The 17,414-nt window shown below is 62.8% G+C and carries 17 protein-coding genes and 1 tRNA gene; 11 read left to right on the forward strand and 7 right to left on the reverse strand.

Annotation, left to right across the window (positions count from 1 at the left end; genetic code table 11):
* Positions 1–114 precede the first annotated feature (114 nt).
* The 4 genes from D460_RS0113805 (at position 115) to D460_RS0113820 (ending at position 4,297) form a co-directional block, all read left to right on the forward strand.
* Positions 115–783, forward strand: a complete 669-nt coding sequence (locus D460_RS0113805; protein ID WP_018899146.1) for a TetR/AcrR family transcriptional regulator — start codon at positions 115–117, stop codon at positions 781–783.
* 135 nt (positions 784–918) lie between these two features.
* Positions 919–2,067 carry a Gfo/Idh/MocA family oxidoreductase gene (locus tag D460_RS0113810; RefSeq protein ID WP_026283120.1) on the forward strand — a complete coding sequence of 383 codons (1,149 nt, stop codon included), beginning with the start codon at positions 919–921 and terminating at the stop codon, positions 2,065–2,067.
* Between the two features lie 77 nt (positions 2,068–2,144).
* Positions 2,145–2,972 carry a sugar phosphate isomerase/epimerase family protein gene (locus D460_RS0113815; RefSeq protein ID WP_018899148.1) on the forward strand — a complete coding sequence of 276 codons (828 nt, stop codon included), beginning with the start codon at positions 2,145–2,147 and terminating at the stop codon, positions 2,970–2,972.
* A 50-nt stretch (positions 2,973–3,022) separates the two neighbouring features.
* Positions 3,023–4,297 carry a Gfo/Idh/MocA family oxidoreductase gene (locus tag D460_RS0113820; protein ID WP_026283121.1) on the forward strand — a complete coding sequence of 425 codons (1,275 nt, stop codon included), beginning with the start codon at positions 3,023–3,025 and terminating at the stop codon, positions 4,295–4,297.
* A 62-nt stretch (positions 4,298–4,359) separates the two neighbouring features.
* On the opposite strand, the gene D460_RS0113825 is transcribed toward D460_RS0113820, so the two are convergent.
* Positions 4,360–5,097, reverse strand: coding sequence for a type 1 glutamine amidotransferase (locus tag D460_RS0113825; protein WP_018899150.1), 738 nt, complete (start codon positions 5,095–5,097; stop codon positions 4,360–4,362).
* Between the two features lie 126 nt (positions 5,098–5,223).
* On the opposite strand from D460_RS0113825, the gene D460_RS0113830 reads away from it, so the two are divergent.
* Entirely contained in the window at positions 5,224–5,505 is a 282-nt protein-coding gene (locus D460_RS0113830; RefSeq protein WP_018899151.1) for a SelT/SelW/SelH family protein, read from the forward strand.
* A gap of 38 nt (positions 5,506–5,543) precedes the next feature.
* Here D460_RS0113830 and D460_RS0113835 read toward each other — a convergent pair whose 3' ends face one another.
* Positions 5,544–5,933, reverse strand: a complete 390-nt coding sequence (locus D460_RS0113835; RefSeq protein ID WP_245267750.1) for a BA14K family protein — start codon at positions 5,931–5,933, stop codon at positions 5,544–5,546.
* Between the two features lie 253 nt (positions 5,934–6,186).
* On the opposite strand from D460_RS0113835, the gene D460_RS0113840 reads away from it, so the two are divergent.
* A tRNA-Leu gene (locus tag D460_RS0113840) sits at positions 6,187–6,273 on the forward strand.
* 176 nt (positions 6,274–6,449) lie between these two features.
* Here the strand turns inward: D460_RS0113840 and D460_RS0113845 are convergent.
* Complete coding sequence (locus D460_RS0113845) at positions 6,450–6,710, reverse strand: hypothetical protein (RefSeq protein ID WP_155947749.1); 261 nt, start codon at positions 6,708–6,710, stop codon at positions 6,450–6,452.
* A 297-nt stretch (positions 6,711–7,007) separates the two neighbouring features.
* On the opposite strand from D460_RS0113845, the gene D460_RS0113850 reads away from it, so the two are divergent.
* Positions 7,008–7,223: a hypothetical protein gene (locus tag D460_RS0113850; RefSeq protein WP_018899154.1), complete on the forward strand. Its 216-nt coding sequence runs from the start codon at positions 7,008–7,010 to the stop codon at positions 7,221–7,223.
* Between the two features lie 43 nt (positions 7,224–7,266).
* Here the strand turns inward: D460_RS0113850 and D460_RS0113855 are convergent, their stop codons facing one another.
* The 4 genes from D460_RS0113855 to D460_RS0113870 form a co-directional block, all read right to left on the reverse strand.
* Positions 7,267–7,905, reverse strand: coding sequence for a DUF1109 domain-containing protein (locus D460_RS0113855; protein WP_245267748.1), 639 nt, complete (start codon positions 7,903–7,905; stop codon positions 7,267–7,269).
* Positions 7,889–8,476 (reverse strand): sigma-70 family RNA polymerase sigma factor, encoded by a 588-nt coding sequence (locus D460_RS0113860; protein ID WP_026283122.1) that lies wholly within the window; start codon positions 8,474–8,476, stop codon positions 7,889–7,891. The genes D460_RS0113855 and D460_RS0113860 overlap by 17 nt, the downstream gene beginning before the upstream one ends.
* A gap of 138 nt (positions 8,477–8,614) precedes the next feature.
* Positions 8,615–8,956 carry a hypothetical protein gene (locus D460_RS0113865; RefSeq protein WP_018899157.1) on the reverse strand — a complete coding sequence of 114 codons (342 nt, stop codon included), beginning with the start codon at positions 8,954–8,956 and terminating at the stop codon, positions 8,615–8,617.
* Between the two features lie 115 nt (positions 8,957–9,071).
* A complete protein-coding gene (locus tag D460_RS0113870) occupies positions 9,072–10,802 on the reverse strand; it encodes a GumC family protein (protein ID WP_026283123.1) in 1,731 nt (576 codons plus the stop codon).
* Positions 10,803–10,934: 132 nt separating this feature from the next.
* Here D460_RS0113870 and D460_RS33030 point away from each other — a divergent pair, with 132 nt between their 5' ends.
* The 4 genes from D460_RS33030 (at position 10,935) to D460_RS0113890 (ending at position 17,414) form a co-directional block, all read left to right on the forward strand.
* A complete protein-coding gene (locus D460_RS33030; protein ID WP_018899160.1) occupies positions 10,935–11,996 on the forward strand; it encodes a glycoside hydrolase family 5 protein in 1,062 nt (353 codons plus the stop codon).
* A 4-nt stretch (positions 11,997–12,000) separates the two neighbouring features.
* Complete coding sequence (locus D460_RS0113880) at positions 12,001–13,269, forward strand: hypothetical protein (RefSeq protein ID WP_018899161.1); 1,269 nt, start codon at positions 12,001–12,003, stop codon at positions 13,267–13,269.
* Between the two features lie 182 nt (positions 13,270–13,451).
* Positions 13,452–14,336: a formyltetrahydrofolate deformylase gene (gene purU, locus D460_RS0113885; protein WP_018899162.1), complete on the forward strand. Its 885-nt coding sequence runs from the start codon at positions 13,452–13,454 to the stop codon at positions 14,334–14,336.
* A 150-nt stretch (positions 14,337–14,486) separates the two neighbouring features.
* A complete protein-coding gene (locus D460_RS0113890; protein ID WP_018899163.1) occupies positions 14,487–17,414 on the forward strand; it encodes an aminotransferase in 2,928 nt (975 codons plus the stop codon).

Genomic DNA, 17,414 nt, shown 5'->3' on the forward strand with positions numbered 1-17,414 from the left:
AAGAAGCACCGGGACTGTCAAGCGACATGTGGCGGCGGGATCGTCAGGCTTGGTTTTTTACAATCTGTTCATAAACAACTATGAGCGCGAGGTTCAAAGGAAAGGGTAGTAGGGATGGATGGCAGCGGAGAGAAGAAACCGGCCAAGCGGCGCTCACAAGAGCGCGTTCTGCAGCGCGATCCCGAGCGAACGCGCGCCGCCATTCTCGAAGCCGCGACCCGGGAGTTTGCTGAAAACGGCATGGGCGGCGCCCGCGTCGATGCCATCGCCGAGCGTGCCGGCACCAACAAGCGCATGCTCTATCACTACTTCGGCGACAAGGAGCAGCTCTATCTGCATGTGCTGGAGGAAGCCTATGTCGGCATCCGCACCGCCGAGCGCGAGCTGCATATCGGCGACCGCAGCCCGGAGGAGGGGATCGCCGAGCTGGCACTGTTCACCTGGCGCTATTTTCTCAAGCACCCCGAATTCCTGAGCCTGCTCGGCACCGAAAACCTGCACCGCGCCCGCTGGCTGCGCCAGTCGGTGCGACTGAAGGAGCTTCATTCGCATCTGATCGTCGAGCTGACCGAGGTGCTCGACCGCGGCAAGAAGACGGGTGTTTTCATCGATGCCGCAGATCCGCTGAACGTCTATCTGACCATCGCCTCGCTCGGCTATTTCTACATTTCCAACCAGTACACGCTCTCGACGATCTTCGGCCGCGACCTTCAGGAGAAGGGCAATCTCGACGCCTGGGAACGCCATATCGTTCACGTCACGCTCGCCTCGATCAAAGCCTGATCGCTGAAATTTAGCCCCGGCTATTGACAGCGCCGCTTCTCCTCTGCCATCAAGTAACTGTTTGGTTACTGGCCGGGAGGAGCCGCGCGGCATCGCGCGTCCGGCATTGCAACGCAGTTTTGCAGGGAGGCAGACATGGCACGTCTAGGAATAATTCTGCACGGCGTAACGGGCCGCATGGGCTACAATCAGCACCTCGTCCGCTCGATATTGGCGATCCGCGATCAGGGCGGCCTGACGCTTAAATCAGGCGAGAAGCTCGAGATCGACCCCATCATCGTCGGCCGCAACGCCGGCAAGATGGAAGAGCTGGCGAAGCGCCACGGCATCAAGCGCTGGTCTACCGATCTCGACGCGGCGCTCAAGAATCCCGACGACCAGATCTTCTTCGATGCCGGCACCACGCTGATGCGCGCCGAGCTCCTGTCGCGGGCGCTCGATGCCGGCAAGCACGTCTATTGCGAAAAGCCGATCTCGGACGATCTCGAAGTCGCCATCGCGCTCGCCCGCAAGGCGCGCGCCTCGGGCCTCAAGCATGGTGTCGTGCAGGACAAGCTCTTCCTGCCCGGCCTGCGCAAGCTTGCGCTGCTGCGCGATAGCGGATTCTTCGGCAAGATCCTCTCCGTGCGCGGCGAGTTCGGCTACTGGGTCTTCGAGGGCGATTGGGGCGTGCCGGCGCAGCGCCCCTCCTGGAATTACCGCAAGGCCGATGGCGGCGGCATCATCCTCGACATGCTCTGCCACTGGCGCTACGTGCTCGACAATCTCTTCGGCGAGGTCAAATCGGTCTCCTGCCTCGGCGCCACCCACATCGGCACCCGCGTCGATGAACAGGGCAAGCCCTATCATTGCGACACCGATGACGCCGCCTATGCCACTTTCGAGCTCGAAGGCGGGGCGATCGCCCATATCAATTCGTCCTGGGCGGTACGCGTGCGCCGCGACGATCTGGTCACTTTCCAGGTTGATGGCACCCACGGTTCGGCCGTCGCCGGGCTGACGAAATGCTGGACCCAGCACCGCGTCAATACGCCCAAGCCCGTCTGGAACCCAGACCAACCGCAGACCATCGATTTCTACAAGACCTGGGACGAGGTGCCGGACACGCAGGCCTTCGACAACGGCTTCAAGGCGCAGTGGGAGATGTTCCTGCGCCATGTCGCCGAGGATGCGCCTTGGCCCTATGGTCTGGAAGCCGGCGCCAAGGGCGTGCAGCTCGCCGAACTCGGGCTGAAATCCTGGGCCGAACGCCGCTGGCTTGATGTGCCCGCGCTGGAGTTCTGAGCCATGCCTGATATAGCGCGCTATGTATCCATGGTGATCGCGCCTGGGACCCCGCATGAAAGCGGGGCCTGGCAAACATGGTAGACGATCTCTCCATCAATCTCGCGACCATACGCGAGCAATGTGGCTTCGCCGAAGCCGTCGATCTCTGCCTCAAGCACGGCATCACCTCGATCGCCCCCTGGCGCGATCAGGTCGCCAAGGTCGGGCTCGACGAGGCGGTGCGCATCGTCCGCCAAAACCGCATCAAGCTCACCGGCCTCTGCCGAGGCGGTTTCTTTCCGGCAGCCACGGCGGCGGACCGCCAATCCGCGATCGACGACAACAAGCGCGCCGTCGATGAGGCAGCGGCTCTGGGCGCCGATTGCCTCGTGCTCGTGGTCGGCGGGCTCGCCGGCGGCTCGAAGAACATCGATGAAGCGCGCAACATGGTGGCGGACGGCATCGCCGCCACGCTGCCGCATGCCCGCGCCAGCGGCGTGCCGCTGGCGATCGAGCCGCTGCATCCCATGTATGCGGCCGACCGCTCCTGCGTGAACACGCTCGGCCAGGCGCTCGACATGTGCGAGACGCTGGGCGAGGGGGTGGGCGTTGCGATCGATGTCTACCATGTCTGGTGGGACCCGGATCTTGCACGCCAGATCACCCGCGCGGGTCAGCTAAAGCGTATTCTCGCACACCACATCTGCGATTGGCTGGTCCCGACGCGGGACATGCTGACCGACCGTGGCATGATGGGCGATGGCGTCATCGACCTGAAGGGCATAAGACGGATGGTGGAGGTATCAGGGTTTTATGGCGCGCAGGAGGTCGAGATATTCTCGGCGGAGAACTGGTGGAAACGCCCGGCCGACGAGGTGATCCGCACCTGCGTCGAGCGCTTCCACGACTGCTGCCGGATTTGAGCCGGCAAAACAACATACCCGTTTCCGCACGCATGAAGGAGGATCATTCGATGGAGAAACGCCGCTTCGCACTGATAGGCACCGGAAATCGCGGAACGACCATGTGGGGCAAGGAATTGCTGGCCGGCTGGCGCGAGCATGTGGATCTGGTGGCGATCGTCGACACCAATTCGCTGCGCGCCGAACGCGCCCGCACCATGATCGGCAGCAACGCCCCCATCTATGAGAATATCGACGCCATGCTCGCCGAGCATGAAGTCGACATGGTCATCGTCTGCACGCCCGATTACACCCATGACGACATCGTCGTGCGCGCGCTGGAGGCGGGCATCGACGTCATCACCGAAAAGCCGATGACGACGGAAGTCGGCAAGATCCGCCGCATCCTCGATGCCGAAAAGCGCAGCGGCAAGCGCGTCGACGTCTCCTTCAACTACCGCTACGCGCCGACGGCTGCCAGGATCAAGGAGCTGCTCTCCTCAGGCGAGATCGGCCGCGTCACCTCCGTCGATTTCCACTGGTACCTGGATACCAAGCACGGCGCCGACTACTTCCGCCGCTGGCACGCCTATACGGAAAATTCCGGCAGCCTCTTCGTCCACAAGGCCACCCACCACTTCGATCTCCTGAACTGGTATCTCGACAGCGACCCCGAGGCCGTCACCTCGTTTGCCGACCTGCAGAATTACGGCCGCAAGGGCCCGTTCCGTGGCCCGCGCTGCAAGCTCTGTCCGCACACCGGGGAATGCGATTACTACCTCGATCTTGAGGCCGATCCCTTCCTCGACGCGCTGTACGAAGACCCCTCGGAGATTGACGGCTATTTCCGCGATGGCTGCGTCTATCGCGAGGATATCGATATCCCCGACACAATGGTCGTCAGCCTGCGTTACAGGAACAACGTCCACGTCTCCTATTCGCTGAACACCTTCCAGCCGATCGAAGGCCACCACATCGCCTTCAACGGCACCGAGGGGCGGATCGAGCTGAGGCAGTTCGAAAAGCAGCCTTGGGAAACGCCGGATGAGGATACGATCCTCCTGATCCGCAACTTTCCGAAGGGCAGGGAGCCGGTCGAGCGCATCGTCGTGCCGCATTTCTCCGGCGGCCACTATGGTGGGGACGACCGCATGCGCAACATGATCTTCAAGCCTGGCATGGAAGACCGCCTCGGCCAGCGCGCCGGCACCCGCGCCGGCGCCATGTCGGTGCTGACGGGGATCGCCGCACTGTCGAGTGCGCGTAGCGGCAAGGTGGTCAAGATCGCTGACCTCATGCCGGAACTCACGGGTGGCGATGCAAGCCCGGGCCTGAAAGCGGGCTGAGGCAAACCGGCCGACGAAGGCGGGTTGATGTAAGCCGATGGCTGGCGCCATCGGCACTATCCTCAGGCGCCGATGGCGACCGCTTCCTTCGCCGCCGCGACCTCGATCATCGCAACCCAGTTGCGGGCGATCGCAAGGCCGCTGGCATCGGCCGCGGCGCCATCCACGGGAGCGAGATCGGGATGGCGCTTCAGCCAGCCGGGCTCCATCCGCTCGATCGTCGCCTCGAAGCCCGTCGTCCACCCCTCGACCACCGCACGGCTGGCCTCGAAATGAAACTGCGTGCCATAGGTCGCGCGGCCGAGCCGGAAGGCCTGGTTGCGCACGAGTGGGCTGGTCGCAAGCAGGCAAGCGCCCTGAGGCAGTGTGAAAGTATCGCTGTGCCACTCGAAGGTGGTGAAATGGGCATCGAGGCCCGAAAGCAGCGGATCGGCCTTGCCCTCGGCCGTCATCTCGACGGGTTTCCAGCCGAACTCCAGCTGCCGGCCAAGATGGTTTTCCGCGCCATAGGCACGCGCCAGGATCTGCGATCCCAGGCAGATGCCCATCACCGCCTTGCCCGCCTCGCAAAAGCGCTGCATCAGCCGCCCGAGCGCCGGCAGATAGGGGTAGTTCGCATCGTCGAGCGCGTCCTGTTCCCCACCCAGCACGACAAGCGCGTCATGCTCGAAGATGCTCTGCGGCAGCCGGCCGTCGAGATAGGGCTGGTAGATGTCGAGCGCGGCATTGGCTTCGGCAAGCGCGATGCCGAGCGAACCCAGCGGCGTGTTCTTCATGTTCTCGATGATCGCAACCCGCATCGGCATCTCCTGTCTTGCTGCAAATTCAGGAAGAACACCAAGCCGCTGTGCATTGCAATATCCGTTGCGCGGCACCCGGCCACTTCGTAAGCTCGGCGCACCGGAACGAGACGACAGAAAGCCCCCATGACCGAGAAGAAAGCCCGCGTGACCATCCTCTGCACCCAGTGCAACTGGCTGCTGCGCGCCGGCTGGATGGCGCAGGAGCTGCTGCAGACCTTCACCGACAGTCTCAGTGAAGTGGCGCTCATCCCCGGCACCGGCGGCAATTTCGAGATCCGTGTCGATGATGAGCTTGTCTGGGAGCGCAAGCGCGACGGCGGCTTTCCCGGCCCCAAGGAGCTGAAGCAGCGCATCCGCGATATCATCGACCCCGACCGCGACCTCGGCCACACCGACCGGGTGTGAAGGAAAGCTAAGCCACACCCGGCAGGCTCAGCTCGCTCCTAATCGTAAGGCGAGTTGCAGGTCTTGTAGATCCCCTCATAGGTGACGAAGCGATCCGTCCTCGGATTGTAGCTGCGATACTGGTTGCGGCACCAATCGACATGGAAATTGCGATCGGGCGTGTTTGGCCGCGCGGTCCGCGCCTGTGGCTGCGATGGCTGGTAGCGGGCCGGCGGCTGCGTGTCGTAATATTTCGGCGCCGGCCCCGCCGCGCGTGGACGATAATAGGTCGGGCCCGTCGCGGTCGGCGGCCGGTAGTTCGGCTGTATGTAGGATGGCGTGAACGACTGCCTCTGGCCGAAGGTGAAGCAGCCGCGAGAATCGCACATGGTCTGCACGCGAATGATATCGCGATTGCCCGTCACCTCGGGAGCAGGCACCGTCGGCATGGCCGAAATCTGGCTGAGCGGCATCACGGATAGAATCACAACAACCGGAAATTTCTGAAAAACGCGCATCGCACCATCCTTTTCCCTGAGGCACATATAGTGCGCCCAAGCTTTCTTGGCACCGCCCGAAATCCCCGAGCGCCCAAAAACCCACCTTTCCCGGCCTTGGCCCAAGACTTTTTTGCGTGGTGTCAGAAAAACTTCAAAAACCCTGTTGACACCAACGGGCCACCCCCGTACATGGCTCTCCGTCGCCCAGATGGCGGAATTGGTAGACGCGCCAGCTTCAGGTGCTGGTACCCGAAAGGGTGTGGAGGTTCGAGTCCTCTTCTGGGCACCATTCCATTTTTGAGAAACCTAGATTTCTCAATTATTTCAAGACTTAGCAGATATCTTTGATACGCTTTCCGGTTCACCGGAAGCCCTCACGGGGCTTGTCTTGGAATGTGTTAAAGCGCCTTCCAAAGGGCGCTTCGGAAGGCAGCCGATACATTTTAAGTCGGTGAGAATTGCTCCTCATGCATCGACGCCAACTTTCACTTGCCTCGCGCTGATCTCACAGACAACGCCGAGAATGATGGCTGCGATGATATAAAGGAAGATTTTGTCGGAAAAAGCCTCGCCACTCGTCGCCGTTCCAAGATAGCGGCGCGAGAACGCTGCATTCGTTTCCAGGTCAGGAGTATTAAAGGCAATCAATAATGCCGCCGAAACACGGATGAGGCCAAACCAGAAAATGAGGTGGGCGACAACTTTTCCGATGCGAGTAAAGAACATGGCCCTGAGTATCCCGATGTTTATAGAGTCCCACCGCCTTAACTTGCACCTGCGCTCCATTCAAGCGCATAGCGTGTACACCGGACCATTCATTACTGCCTCATCGCAAGTGCCGGCACGATTATTTCTACCCCTGCCCGCGTAGCCATGTTTTGCTGCAACTCTGCCAAGTATTATCGCGCGATCGATCCCTTAGATAAGCCCCAATCTCTTTCCATCCTCTTCGAATGATGCTTAGTTCGTCCCGCTGGGAGGGCGACGATATTCATCGATAGTATTCGAGGGACCGGGTGCCGCATGACCAACGTGACGTCTTCTTCCGATAATGGCGGCGGTTCCACGCTGAGGGTCGATCTGACGGGCGTGCTTGCCTGTCTGCTGATGGCCGTCATCGTCGCCTGCGCCATCATCGGCTATGGCACCAGGCACCGGATCGACGACGTCGTGCAGCCGGTCGGGCCGAAGGCGACGCAGCAGCAGGCGGTCGATGGCGACGTCGCCAATAGCGGTTAGCAATCCCGCATGCAGGGTGGTCGTTCGGACCGCCGCTTGATCATCACCATCTGAGGTAACGACGCCCGAGTGCCGCGCCCATGGCGGTCACGAGCGCAATTGCGATCGTGTACCAGGTGGCGACGAAGAGCGGGCTGTCGTCGACGCAATGCCAGGCGTAGAGCGCTGACGCGATGGCGCTGGCGGCAAGGCCGGCTGCAGCGCCCGCAAGCGCCGGCCGACGCGGCGCACCGGCGCGAAGCGCCAGGATGAAGCCCAAGAGCGGCGCGATCGACAAAAGCGGGATGAGCATCAGGCAATAGGCCGCATTGTGCCCCATCATCTGCGGTTCCCAAAGCTCTCGCGGCAGCACCTGGAGCTCGATCAGGACGGCGGCTGCAAGCAGGCCCGTCGGCGCCAGAAGCGCCCAGACGCTAGCGTTGACGGGGGCGTCGGGGCGGCCGATGCGAAACACGATCGTCGATGCGAGAATGGCGAGCACCAGCATCAGGCTCACCTTGGAGAGCACGCGGACGGTCCCCACCATGCTCGCGATATCGTGGCGGATACCGATCGCGAACACCAGGATCAGCGCCGAAACGACGACGCCCGCGACAAGCGCAGTCTTTAGCGCGCGCCCCAGCCGCATCCGCACGGGCGCATCCTCGGTCAACAGGCTGATCAGCTCATTCGTCTTCAACACGTCCACTCCGATCGTCCGTCTCGCCGCGATAAAAGGCGGCAAGTTTCTTCAGCGCGCGATGCAGCGAAACGCGCACCGCCCCCTCGCTCATCTTCAGCCGCTCCGCCGTTTCCCTGATCCCCGCGCCGCCGATCGAGATCGAGCGAACGATGTCGCGCTGTGGATCCTTCAGCCGTTCCAACAGGTGGATGGCGTCGAGCCGGTCCATCGCATCGGCTGCCTCGTCGTCGCTGGCCACCGTTTCCATCACATCCTCGATCGGCACGCTGACATGCCGCCCGCGCCGGCGCAGGCTGTCGATCAGCTTGTTGCGCACGATGGCCGACAGCCACGGGCCGATCGGCCGCGCCGGATCCCAAGTGCCGCGCTTCAGATGCACGGCGAGCAGCACTTCCTGCACCACGTCTTCCGCCTCGCTTGCCGGCGCGCCGAACTGCTCGCAGCGCCGCCGTGCCATGGCCCGCAGATGCGGCGTCACCGCCAGAAGAAAACGCTGATAGGCCTGCGCGTCGCCATCAAGCGCCCGCCGCATCCAGTCTGCCCATTCCTCTTCACGCGCCGAATAATTCACCCGACATCATCCTCTACGAACGGGCACATGCAGTTGTTACCGGACCTTGGAAATATTTCGCAGACCTCGCAAGGCCGCATCGCTTAAAAAGCGTCGCGGGCACGAGCTGAAACCTGATGAGGAGGGGAAAAGGCCCGCTTAGCGGACGGGCTGGTAGTGGCCGCGCAGCGGCACCTGGCTGCCGGTGGAAATCACGCCGTCGCGATCGCACACATAGACGGTCATCGGCATGCCGCCGGAGCGGAAGATCTCGTCATAGCGCCGGCGCACGAATTGCGTCTCGGTCCGGCAGGTCAGTTTCGGCTCCAGCGACGGATCGGTCGGCGCCTTGACGCCGGGTAGGTTGGGATAGGGATAGGCCGATTGCACCCGGCCCTGGCCGGCGCGGCCCCAGTCGGTCGAAAACGCCGGCGCGGGAAGAACGCCGCTGGAAAGCGTCAGCGCCACAAGAACGATTTTTTCGAAATTACCAAGCCGCATCAATTCCCTCCGGCCGTTTGCCGGTCTCTCTATCAATGCCCTGGATGTAAGCACGCCACTCTAATGCATCAAGCGGAAGCACGCGCCGCTCCCGCAAACGTGACCTCATGCGAGCCTATGCCGGCTTGCGGAAGTAGCCGCGAAACGTCGGGTGGGCGAAGAGGCTGGCGAGGATGGCAAAGCCCGCGCCGAGGAGGAAGCCGGCGAAGAACCCGCCGATGACGCCGGCAATCAGCAGCGCCGTCTTGCCCGGCCCATTGGCCTTCAGCGGCGGCTCGGCCTGCGAGATCACCCGCACATTGCTGCGCGACAGGCTCTGCTCTTCGCTGGTCTGGCCGGAACGCTTCAGCACGGTCTCGTAGATGTCGCGCGCGGCGGTCGCCTTGCGCTGCAATTCGTTGAGCTCGACCTGCTTGTCGGAGGTGTTCACCTGCAGCGCCTTTTGAACCGACAGCTCCTTGGAGACGGCGTCCTCGGCCTTCTTCGCCTGCTGGTATTCGCCCTGCGCCGTGCTCGCCAGCCGCTGCAGCTCGCCACGGATCTGGTCGGATATGCTGTTCAGCGACGAGCGCGCCGCCTGCAGGCGCGGATGGCGCGTGCCCATCTGGCTCTCGAGGCTGCTCACCATGGCGGCCTGCGTCGAATATTGCTGACGAAGCGTTGCGAGCGCGGTCGAAACGCCGCCGCCCTGCGATGTACCGCCGACCACGTCCTCGAAACGCAGGTTGGCCGCTGCATCGGCGCGCGCCTTGGCCTGGATAGTCTTGTCCTGCGCAGTCACCAGCAGCGTGTTGAGCGAGGCCAGGCGCTGATCGGAGATCAATCCGTTCTGCGTCGAGGCCATGTCGTTGTCGGCGCGGTAGGTCTCCACAGCCTGCTCGGCCTCCTGCACCTTCTGGCGAAGGTCGGTCAGGCGGTTGTCGAGCGTGGTCGAGGTGTCCTGATAGAGGCCCGAGCTTGCGCCGTCTTCTTCCTGCAGGAAGGAGGCCACGACCTGGTTGGCCAACCGCGCGGATTTCTCGGCGTTCTTCGTGGTGACGTCCATGGAGACCACATAGGTGGAACTCTGGCGGGTGATGACGAGCGCCTTCTGCAGCGCGCTGATAACGGCGGCGCTATCGGCCCGTCCGGCATTGAATTCCGGATCCTGGTCGAGCTTCATCGCATCGGCGACGCGGCGCATCACGTTACCTGAACTCAGGATCTGCACCTGGCTGTCGATCATCGCCGAGATCATCTCGGGCGAGGGGCCTGAGGCCTGCGTGCTGGGATCGTTGAGGCCGATCTGGCGTGGGTCGAAGTAGAGCGTCGTGTTGGCCGTGAACTTCTGCGTCGACATCGGCAGCACGACGGCGCCGGCAACCGCGCCGAGCACGGAGAGACCAAGAATGAGAAGGCGCTTGTTCCAGATCGCCTGGATCGCCGAGCGGGTGTCGAGCAACGGTCCGCTTTGTTCCGGCACGTGGACGACGGCGGGCGCCATCAAGGGCGTAGCGACGGTCTCGGTCACCGGCGTCGTAAGGGGTGCCGGTGCCGCCTCGCGCGCGACGGTGCTGGCGGATCGAGGCGAAGCGTCGGCGCTCGGCTGGATCGGGTCGTCGCGCTCAGTCGTCCGCGCGGGTTCGGCGACGGGCGGCGGCGGTACCGGTCTCGACCGGCTCTGCGGTTGCGTGTCTTGTGGGGCGGCGTCTGTGATCAGCGAGGTAGGCGCGGGCTTGACGGGCACGAAGTCGGACGGGCGTAACACCGGTCCGGGCGTGCCGGCCCGGTTGGGCTCGGTATTCGGCGGCTCATAGCTGCGCCATTGTGGCAGCCGGCCAACCTTGTTCCTGTCAAACTGGTTCATGCGCGCGCTCGTTGCTCGCCTCAAAATACGGGCGAGGTGCGCTCGACTTTAGAAATCCTTAGCTAACGGACCGTTAAGATGCCGGGAGAGCATGAAGACGAATGATCGGCTGAAGCCTGGAAGCGGTATCAAATGAGCGACAAATCCTCCCCCCGGCGGCGCCTCGCGGCGGCCGTCCTGGCAACGATCTTGCTCCAGGCCGGTGGCGCCAGCGCGCAGGGCACATGCCTGCAGGGCATCAACCTCTCGGGCGCTGAATTCGGCGAGCGCGGCGGCGAGGTTTTCAAGGCCTATGCCTATCCCTCCGAGGACACCATCGCCTATTTCGCCAGGAAAGGCTTCAACACCGTGCGCCTTCCCTTCCTCTGGGAGCGCCTGCAGCCTCAGCTTGGAAAGCCGCTCGACGAGGCCGAGCTGCAGCGGCTGAAGGAAGCGGTCGAGCTTCTGCGCAAGCAGCACCTGACCATCATTCTCGATCCGCACAACTACGCCCACTACGACAAGGTCATGATCGGCACGCCGCCGGTCACCGATACCGCCTTCGCGGAATTCTGGGCGCGGCTGGCGATCGAATTTTCTAATCAGGAAGATGTGATCTTCGGCCTTATGAACGAGCCTTATGACATCGGCGCCGATGCCTGGCTGAAGGCCGCCAATGCGGCGATCCGCACGATCCGCGCGACGGGGGCGAACAATCTGATCCTCGTTCCCGGCACCCGCTTCACCGGCGCGCACTCCTGGCAGGCGGATGCGCCGGGCGGCGCCAACGGCACGGTCATGCTTGGCGTTCGCGACCCGCGCAAGAACTACGCCTACGAGGTGCATCAGTATTTCGACCAGGATTCGTCCGGCATGCACGCCGAATGCAGCGGCAACGACAGCGCGCTCAACGCGGTGACTGCAATGACTGACTGGGCGAAGAAGAACAACACGCGCGTCTTCCTCGGCGAGTTCGGCGTGTCGCAGGACAAGGCCTGCGTGGCAGGCCTCGGCCGCGTGCTCAATCACATGCAGGCAAACCCGGATGTCTGGATCGGCTGGACCTATTGGGTGGCCGGCGACTGGTGGCCGGAGACCGAGACGCTGAACGTCCAGCCGCGCAACGGCAAGGATCGCCAGCAGATGACGGCGCTGGAAAACGCCATTAAAGCGCCGCCCGCCGACAAGGCCAAGTGCAAGACACTGGTGGATTGAGGCTATGGCAGGCAAGGGCACGACCGCTAAGGAGCCGATCGACTACAGCATCCTTGCTGTCAGCGTGCTTGGCGTGACCTATAACGCCATCCTTGCCTTCATCAATCACAACATCATGCCGCTGACACCAACCGCCGTGGTGATGAGCGAAATCCTGATCCTTGCCTACAGCTTCGGCTATATCCTGAAGAAGGGAATATTCGAGGAGGATATCATTCCTCTCGGCTATCTCCTCGCGACGATCGTGCTGACTGTCTACGTGATGGTCATCAACAAGGCCGGCTATATCGATCATCTGCGCAACGTCCTGATCATCTTTGCTTTCACGGTGCTTGGCCGCTGGAGCAACGAGCGAACTTTGCGGCTCGCCTTCAAGATCTGCTGCCTCACGGTTCTGGCCGTGCTGGTTTGCGAGATCATCTCGACGCCCGCCTATGTGGCGCTGGTCCATCCGGCAGAGTATTTCCAGAATACCCGCGGCGTGCCCCCCGCCACCTATAGCGACGTCGGCCTTTTTCGCGGCGCGCTCGGCTTCGAAGGGCGCTTCTCCTTCGGCCTCATCGACCACCGTTCGTCGTCGATTTTCCTCGAACAGGTGTCGCTCGCCAATTTCTGCGGCGTCATGGTCATCTATCTGGTGAGCTTCGCCAACCGGATCACGCTGTTCGATCGGCTTATCTTCATCTCCACTGTCGTGCTCATCCTGGTGACCAACGACACCCGCACCATGCTGATCTTCGCCATCGTCAGCGCCGCCGGCTATGTCATCTATCCCTTCATCCCGAAGATCTTTAGTTTCCTGATGATGCCGGGGATCGTCATGGTCGGCTTCATCATCCATGCCTACAAACCGAACGCCCATGACGACGACTTCGTCGGCCGCATCAGCGGCACGGTCAGAAATATCATCGCCATGGACCTGCCGGCCACGATGGGCCTCGAACTCGACAAGGCCACCACCTTCGTCGACAGCGGCTACGTCTACATCACCTACGGCGCCACCATCTTCGGCCTGATCATGTTCTGGCTCTTCGTCTCCTTCTATCCGGCCGGCCAGACGCCGAACCAGAAGCGGCTCTGCCATTCCCTGTCGCTCTTCATGTTCCTGAACCTGATGATCGGCTCGACCGCGATCTTCTCCATGAAGACCGCCGGCCTGGGCTGGCTTCTCGTCGGCTTCCTCAAATTCAACGAGGGCACCAAGGCCACGGCGGGGATGCGCGGTTCCACGACGCAAAGTGAACGGACTCCGATAGGAAACGCCGTAAGCTGACGGTCGATGGGATGTTCCGGCCACTGAAGCCGCTCTTCTCGATAAACTTGGTGCAGCGGCGTGAGCGTCGTGCTTGATCGGCCATGTCGCTTTGATCTAAGCAGGCTCGACGGTCGCCCCAGACTAACGCTTAAAAGGCCGACGCTTGAACAAGGCCGACGCTTAAACAAGGAACGTGACGCATGACGCAATATGTATTGACGGTAGCCTGCAAATCGACACGCGGCATCGTGGCGGCGATTTCGACCTACCTGGCCGATAAGGGTTGCAACATCATCGACAGCTCGCAGTTCGATGACCTGTCGACAGGCATGTTCTTCACCCGCGTCAGCTTCATCTCCGAAGAAGGTGCGACGCTGTCTGCGATCCGCGAAGGCTTCCAGCCGATCGCCGAGAAGTTCGAGATGACCGCGGAAATCCACGACGGCGACCAGCGGATGAAGGTGCTGTTGATGGTCTCGCGTTTCGGTCACTGCCTGAACGACCTGCTCTACCGCTGGAAGATCGGTGCGCTGCCGATCGATATCGTCGGCGTCGTCTCCAACCACTTCGACTATCAGAAGGTGGTGGTCAATCACGACATTCCCTTCCACCACATCAAGGTGACGAAGGAAAACAAGCCCGAGGCCGAAGCGCAGATCATGCAGATCGTCGAATCGACTGGCACCGAGCTCGTCGTGCTCGCCCGCTACATGCAGGTGCTCTCCGATGCCATGTGCAAGAAGATGTCCGGCCGCATCATCAACATCCACCACTCCTTCCTGCCGTCTTTCAAGGGCGCCAACCCCTACAAGCAGGCCTATGAGCGTGGCGTGAAGCTGATCGGCGCCACCGCGCACTACGTTACCGCCGACCTCGACGAAGGTCCGATCATCGAGCAGGACACGGCGCGCATCACCCATGCGCAATCGGCGGACGATTACGTCTCGATCGGTCGCGACGTCGAGAGCCAGGTTCTCGCCCGCGCTATCCATGCCCATATCCACCATCGCGTGTTCCTGAACGGCAACCGCACCGTGGTCTTCCCGGCAAGCCCGGGCAGCTATGCCTCCGAGCGCATGGGCTAAGCACTTGGTATCGGGCGTCCTCTAATTCCGTGGCCAGTAATTCCTGGGCCGGTAATTCCTAGTGATGACGCCCGATCCCTTGCTTGCCGATAGCAAGCTGTCGATTATCTGCTTATTGTGCAGGATCGAATCGTGCGGTGGGGGAATGCCATGACCGATGAAACGCTCGCTCAGCGTCTCGAGCTTCCGCGTCCTGATGTGACGGCCGAGGAAGCCGGAGACATACTGCAGTCGCGTTACGGTCTGTCGGGCCAGCTCAGCGAACTCGGAAGCCAGCAGGACCGCAACTACCGCGTCGATACCGGCGATCGGACATATGTCCTGAAGATCTGCCACATGATCTACGAGACGATCGAGCTCGAGGCGCAGAATGCCGCGATCCGTCATCTCGCCGGCATCGAGAGCGCGCCGCGCGTGCCCCGCGTGGTCGCCTCCACCGACGGCCAGGACATCGTCGCCGCCGTCATCCGCGACCAGACCTATCAGGTTCGCCTGCTGGAATATCTCGAAGGCGAGGGGCTGACCAAGCCTTCGCATCTCCCCCGGCAATCCGTGGCGGCGCTAGGCGCGCTCTGCGCCAATCTCGCGAAGTCGCTGGCCGATTTCGATCACCCCGGCCTCGACCGCAACCTGCAATGGGACCTGCGCCGCGCCGGCCCGGTCGCCGTACAGCTCTTGTCGGCGATCACCGATGGTGCCGCGCGTGACCGCATCGCCAAGAACATGGTCGCCGCCGTTCGTCGCGTGCAGCCCTTCGCGCCGGCGTTGCGCCTGCAGGCCGTCCATCACGACGTCACCGGCGATAATGTCGTCAGCCGTCGCGATGAAAAGGGCCGCCTCATTCCCGATGGCGTCATCGATTTCGGCGATATCATCCGCGGCTGGCTGGTCGGCGATCTCGCCGTCACCTGCGCCTCGCTGCTGCATCAGGCCGATGGCGACGCCTTCTTCGTGCTCCCCGCCGTCAGGGCCTATCATGAGGTCTATCCGCTGAAGGAAGAGGAGCTCAGGGCGCTCTGGCCGCTGGTCGTCGCCCGCGCCGTCATTCTGGTGGCGAGCAGCGAGCAGCAGATTTCCATCGATCCCGAAAACGAATATGTCCGCGCCAACCTCGTGCTCGAGCAGCGCATCTTCGATACCGCCATCGCCGTTCCCTTCGATCTCATGGAAACGGCGATCCTGAAGACGGCGGGCATCGAACTTCCCGGCGTGGCGACCGAGCATTGGCATCCGCTGCTGCCCGATCTCGATCTCCAGAACATGCTCTATGTCGACCTCGGCGTCGAAAGCCAGCACTTCGCCGCCGGCAATTGGGGCCAGGGCGATATGGACTGGCGCCTGCTTGCCCGCGCGGCCTCCGAGGCCGATGCCGCTGCCACCCGCTACGGCGAATACAGGCTGTCGCGCGCCCGCCTGCTGAGCGCCAGGCCGTCCGCCACCTACGCCCTGCATGCCGATATCTGCCTGGCCGCTGGCAACACGATTTCGGCGCCGTTCTCGGGGCGCATCAGCTGGCAGAACCACCATCTCGTGCTCGAGGGTGCCGATATCAGCCTTCATCTCGATGGCCTCGACCCCTCGGTCGAGGATGGCGCCGAGCTCGAAGCTGGCCAGGCAATCGGCGTGGTCTCCGGCGAGCAGGGTTCGCTCGGCGGCTTGCGCGTGCAGCTCTCGACACTGAAAGGTGTCGAGCCGCCGCTTTTCTGCACGCCCGCCGAAGTTTTCGCCTGGTCGGCGCTCTGCCCGTCGCCGGCGGCCTTGCTCGGCAAGGGCGTCAAAGCACCCAAGCCCGTGGACGCGGAAATCCTTGCCGTTCGCACGGCCCATTTCGCCGCCGCCCAGAAGCATTATTACGAGACCCCGCCGCGCATCGAGCGCGGCTGGAAGGAACACATGTTCGATGTCGAGGGCCGCGCCTATCTCGACATGGTCAACAACGTCACCATTCTCGGCCACGGCCATCCGCGCCTGGCGGATGCCGTCGGCGAACAATGGCTGCGGCTGAACACCAATTCGCGCTTTCACTATGCCGCCGTCGCCGATCTATCTGAGCGGCTGGCGGCTCTGGCCCCTGAAGGTCTCGACACCGTCTTCCTCGTCAACTCCGGTTCGGAGGCCAATGACTTGGCGCTGCGCCTCGCCTGGGCCCACACCGGCGCGCGCAACATGCTGAGCCTCTTGGAGGCCTATCACGGCTGGTCGGTGGCGAGCGATGCCGTCTCCACCTCGATCGCCGACAATCCGCAGGCGCTGACGACGCGGCCCGATTGGGTCCATCCGGTCGCCGCGCCCAACACCTATCGCGGCGAGTTTCGCGGTCCCGATTCCACCGGTGACTATCTGCAGAGCGTTCTTGCCGCGCTGGAATTGATCGATGCCAGCGGCGAGCGGCTGGCGGGCTTTATCGCAGAGCCGGTCTACGGCAATGCCGGCGGCATCGCGCTGCCGCACGGCTATCTCGCCGCCGTCTATGGCCAGGTGCGCGCCCGTGGCGGCGTCTGCATCGCCGATGAGGTGCAGGTCGGTTATGGCCGGCTCGGCCATCATTTCTGGGGCTTCGAAGAGCAGCAGGTGGTGCCCGATATCATCACGGTCGCCAAGGGCATGGGCAACGGCCACCCGCTCGGCGCCGTCATCACCACGCGGGCGATCGCCGATTCGCTGGAGAAGGAGGGCTATTTCTTCTCCTCCGCCGGCGGCAGCCCGGTCAGCTCCGTCGTCGGCATCACCGTGCTCGACATCATGGCCGACGAGGCGCTGCAGCAGAACGCCCGCGAGATCGGCGATCGGCTGAAGGGCCGGTTGGTGGCGCTGATGGATCATCATCCGCTCATCGGCGCGGTGCATGGCATGGGGCTTTATCTCGGCGTCGAGTTCGTCCGCGACCGCGAAACGCTGGAGCCGGCGACTGAGGAGACGGCGGCGATCTGCGCGCGCCTGCTCGAGCTCGGCGTCATCATGCAGCCGACCGGCGATCACCTCAACGTGCTGAAGATCAAGCCGCCGCTCTGCCTTGCCGCCGAAAGCGCCGACTTCTTCGCCGACATGCTGGAGAAGGTACTGTCCGAGGGCTGGTGA

It is taken from the genome of Rhizobium sp. 2MFCol3.1 (assembly GCF_000377565.1).
GTDB lineage: Bacteria > Pseudomonadota > Alphaproteobacteria > Rhizobiales > Rhizobiaceae > Rhizobium.

Bases quoted from the DNA above. Each gene is read 5' to 3' on its own strand.
- D460_RS0113805 (WP_018899146.1), top strand. From the start codon at position 115: ATGGATGGCAGCGGAGAGAAGAAACCGGCCAAGCGGCGCTCACAAGAG.
- D460_RS0113810 (WP_026283120.1), top strand. From the start codon at position 919: ATGGCACGTCTAGGAATAATTCTGCACGGCGTAACGGGCCGCATGGGC.
- D460_RS0113815 (WP_018899148.1), top strand. From the start codon at position 2,145: ATGGTAGACGATCTCTCCATCAATCTCGCGACCATACGCGAGCAATGT.
- D460_RS0113820 (WP_026283121.1), top strand. From the start codon at position 3,023: ATGGAGAAACGCCGCTTCGCACTGATAGGCACCGGAAATCGCGGAACG.
- D460_RS0113825 (WP_018899150.1), bottom strand. From the start codon at position 5,097: ATGCGGGTTGCGATCATCGAGAACATGAAGAACACGCCGCTGGGTTCG.
- D460_RS0113830 (WP_018899151.1), top strand. From the start codon at position 5,224: ATGACCGAGAAGAAAGCCCGCGTGACCATCCTCTGCACCCAGTGCAAC.
- D460_RS0113835 (WP_245267750.1), bottom strand. From the start codon at position 5,933: ATGCCGACGGTGCCTGCTCCCGAGGTGACGGGCAATCGCGATATCATT.
- D460_RS0113845 (WP_155947749.1), bottom strand. From the start codon at position 6,710: ATGTTCTTTACTCGCATCGGAAAAGTTGTCGCCCACCTCATTTTCTGG.
- D460_RS0113850 (WP_018899154.1), top strand. From the start codon at position 7,008: ATGACCAACGTGACGTCTTCTTCCGATAATGGCGGCGGTTCCACGCTG.
- D460_RS0113865 (WP_018899157.1), bottom strand. From the start codon at position 8,956: ATGCGGCTTGGTAATTTCGAAAAAATCGTTCTTGTGGCGCTGACGCTT.
- D460_RS0113870 (WP_026283123.1), bottom strand. From the start codon at position 10,802: ATGAACCAGTTTGACAGGAACAAGGTTGGCCGGCTGCCACAATGGCGC.
- D460_RS33030 (WP_018899160.1), top strand. From the start codon at position 10,935: ATGAGCGACAAATCCTCCCCCCGGCGGCGCCTCGCGGCGGCCGTCCTG.
- D460_RS0113880 (WP_018899161.1), top strand. From the start codon at position 12,001: ATGGCAGGCAAGGGCACGACCGCTAAGGAGCCGATCGACTACAGCATC.
- purU (WP_018899162.1), top strand. From the start codon at position 13,452: ATGACGCAATATGTATTGACGGTAGCCTGCAAATCGACACGCGGCATC.
- D460_RS0113890 (WP_018899163.1), top strand. From the start codon at position 14,487: ATGACCGATGAAACGCTCGCTCAGCGTCTCGAGCTTCCGCGTCCTGAT.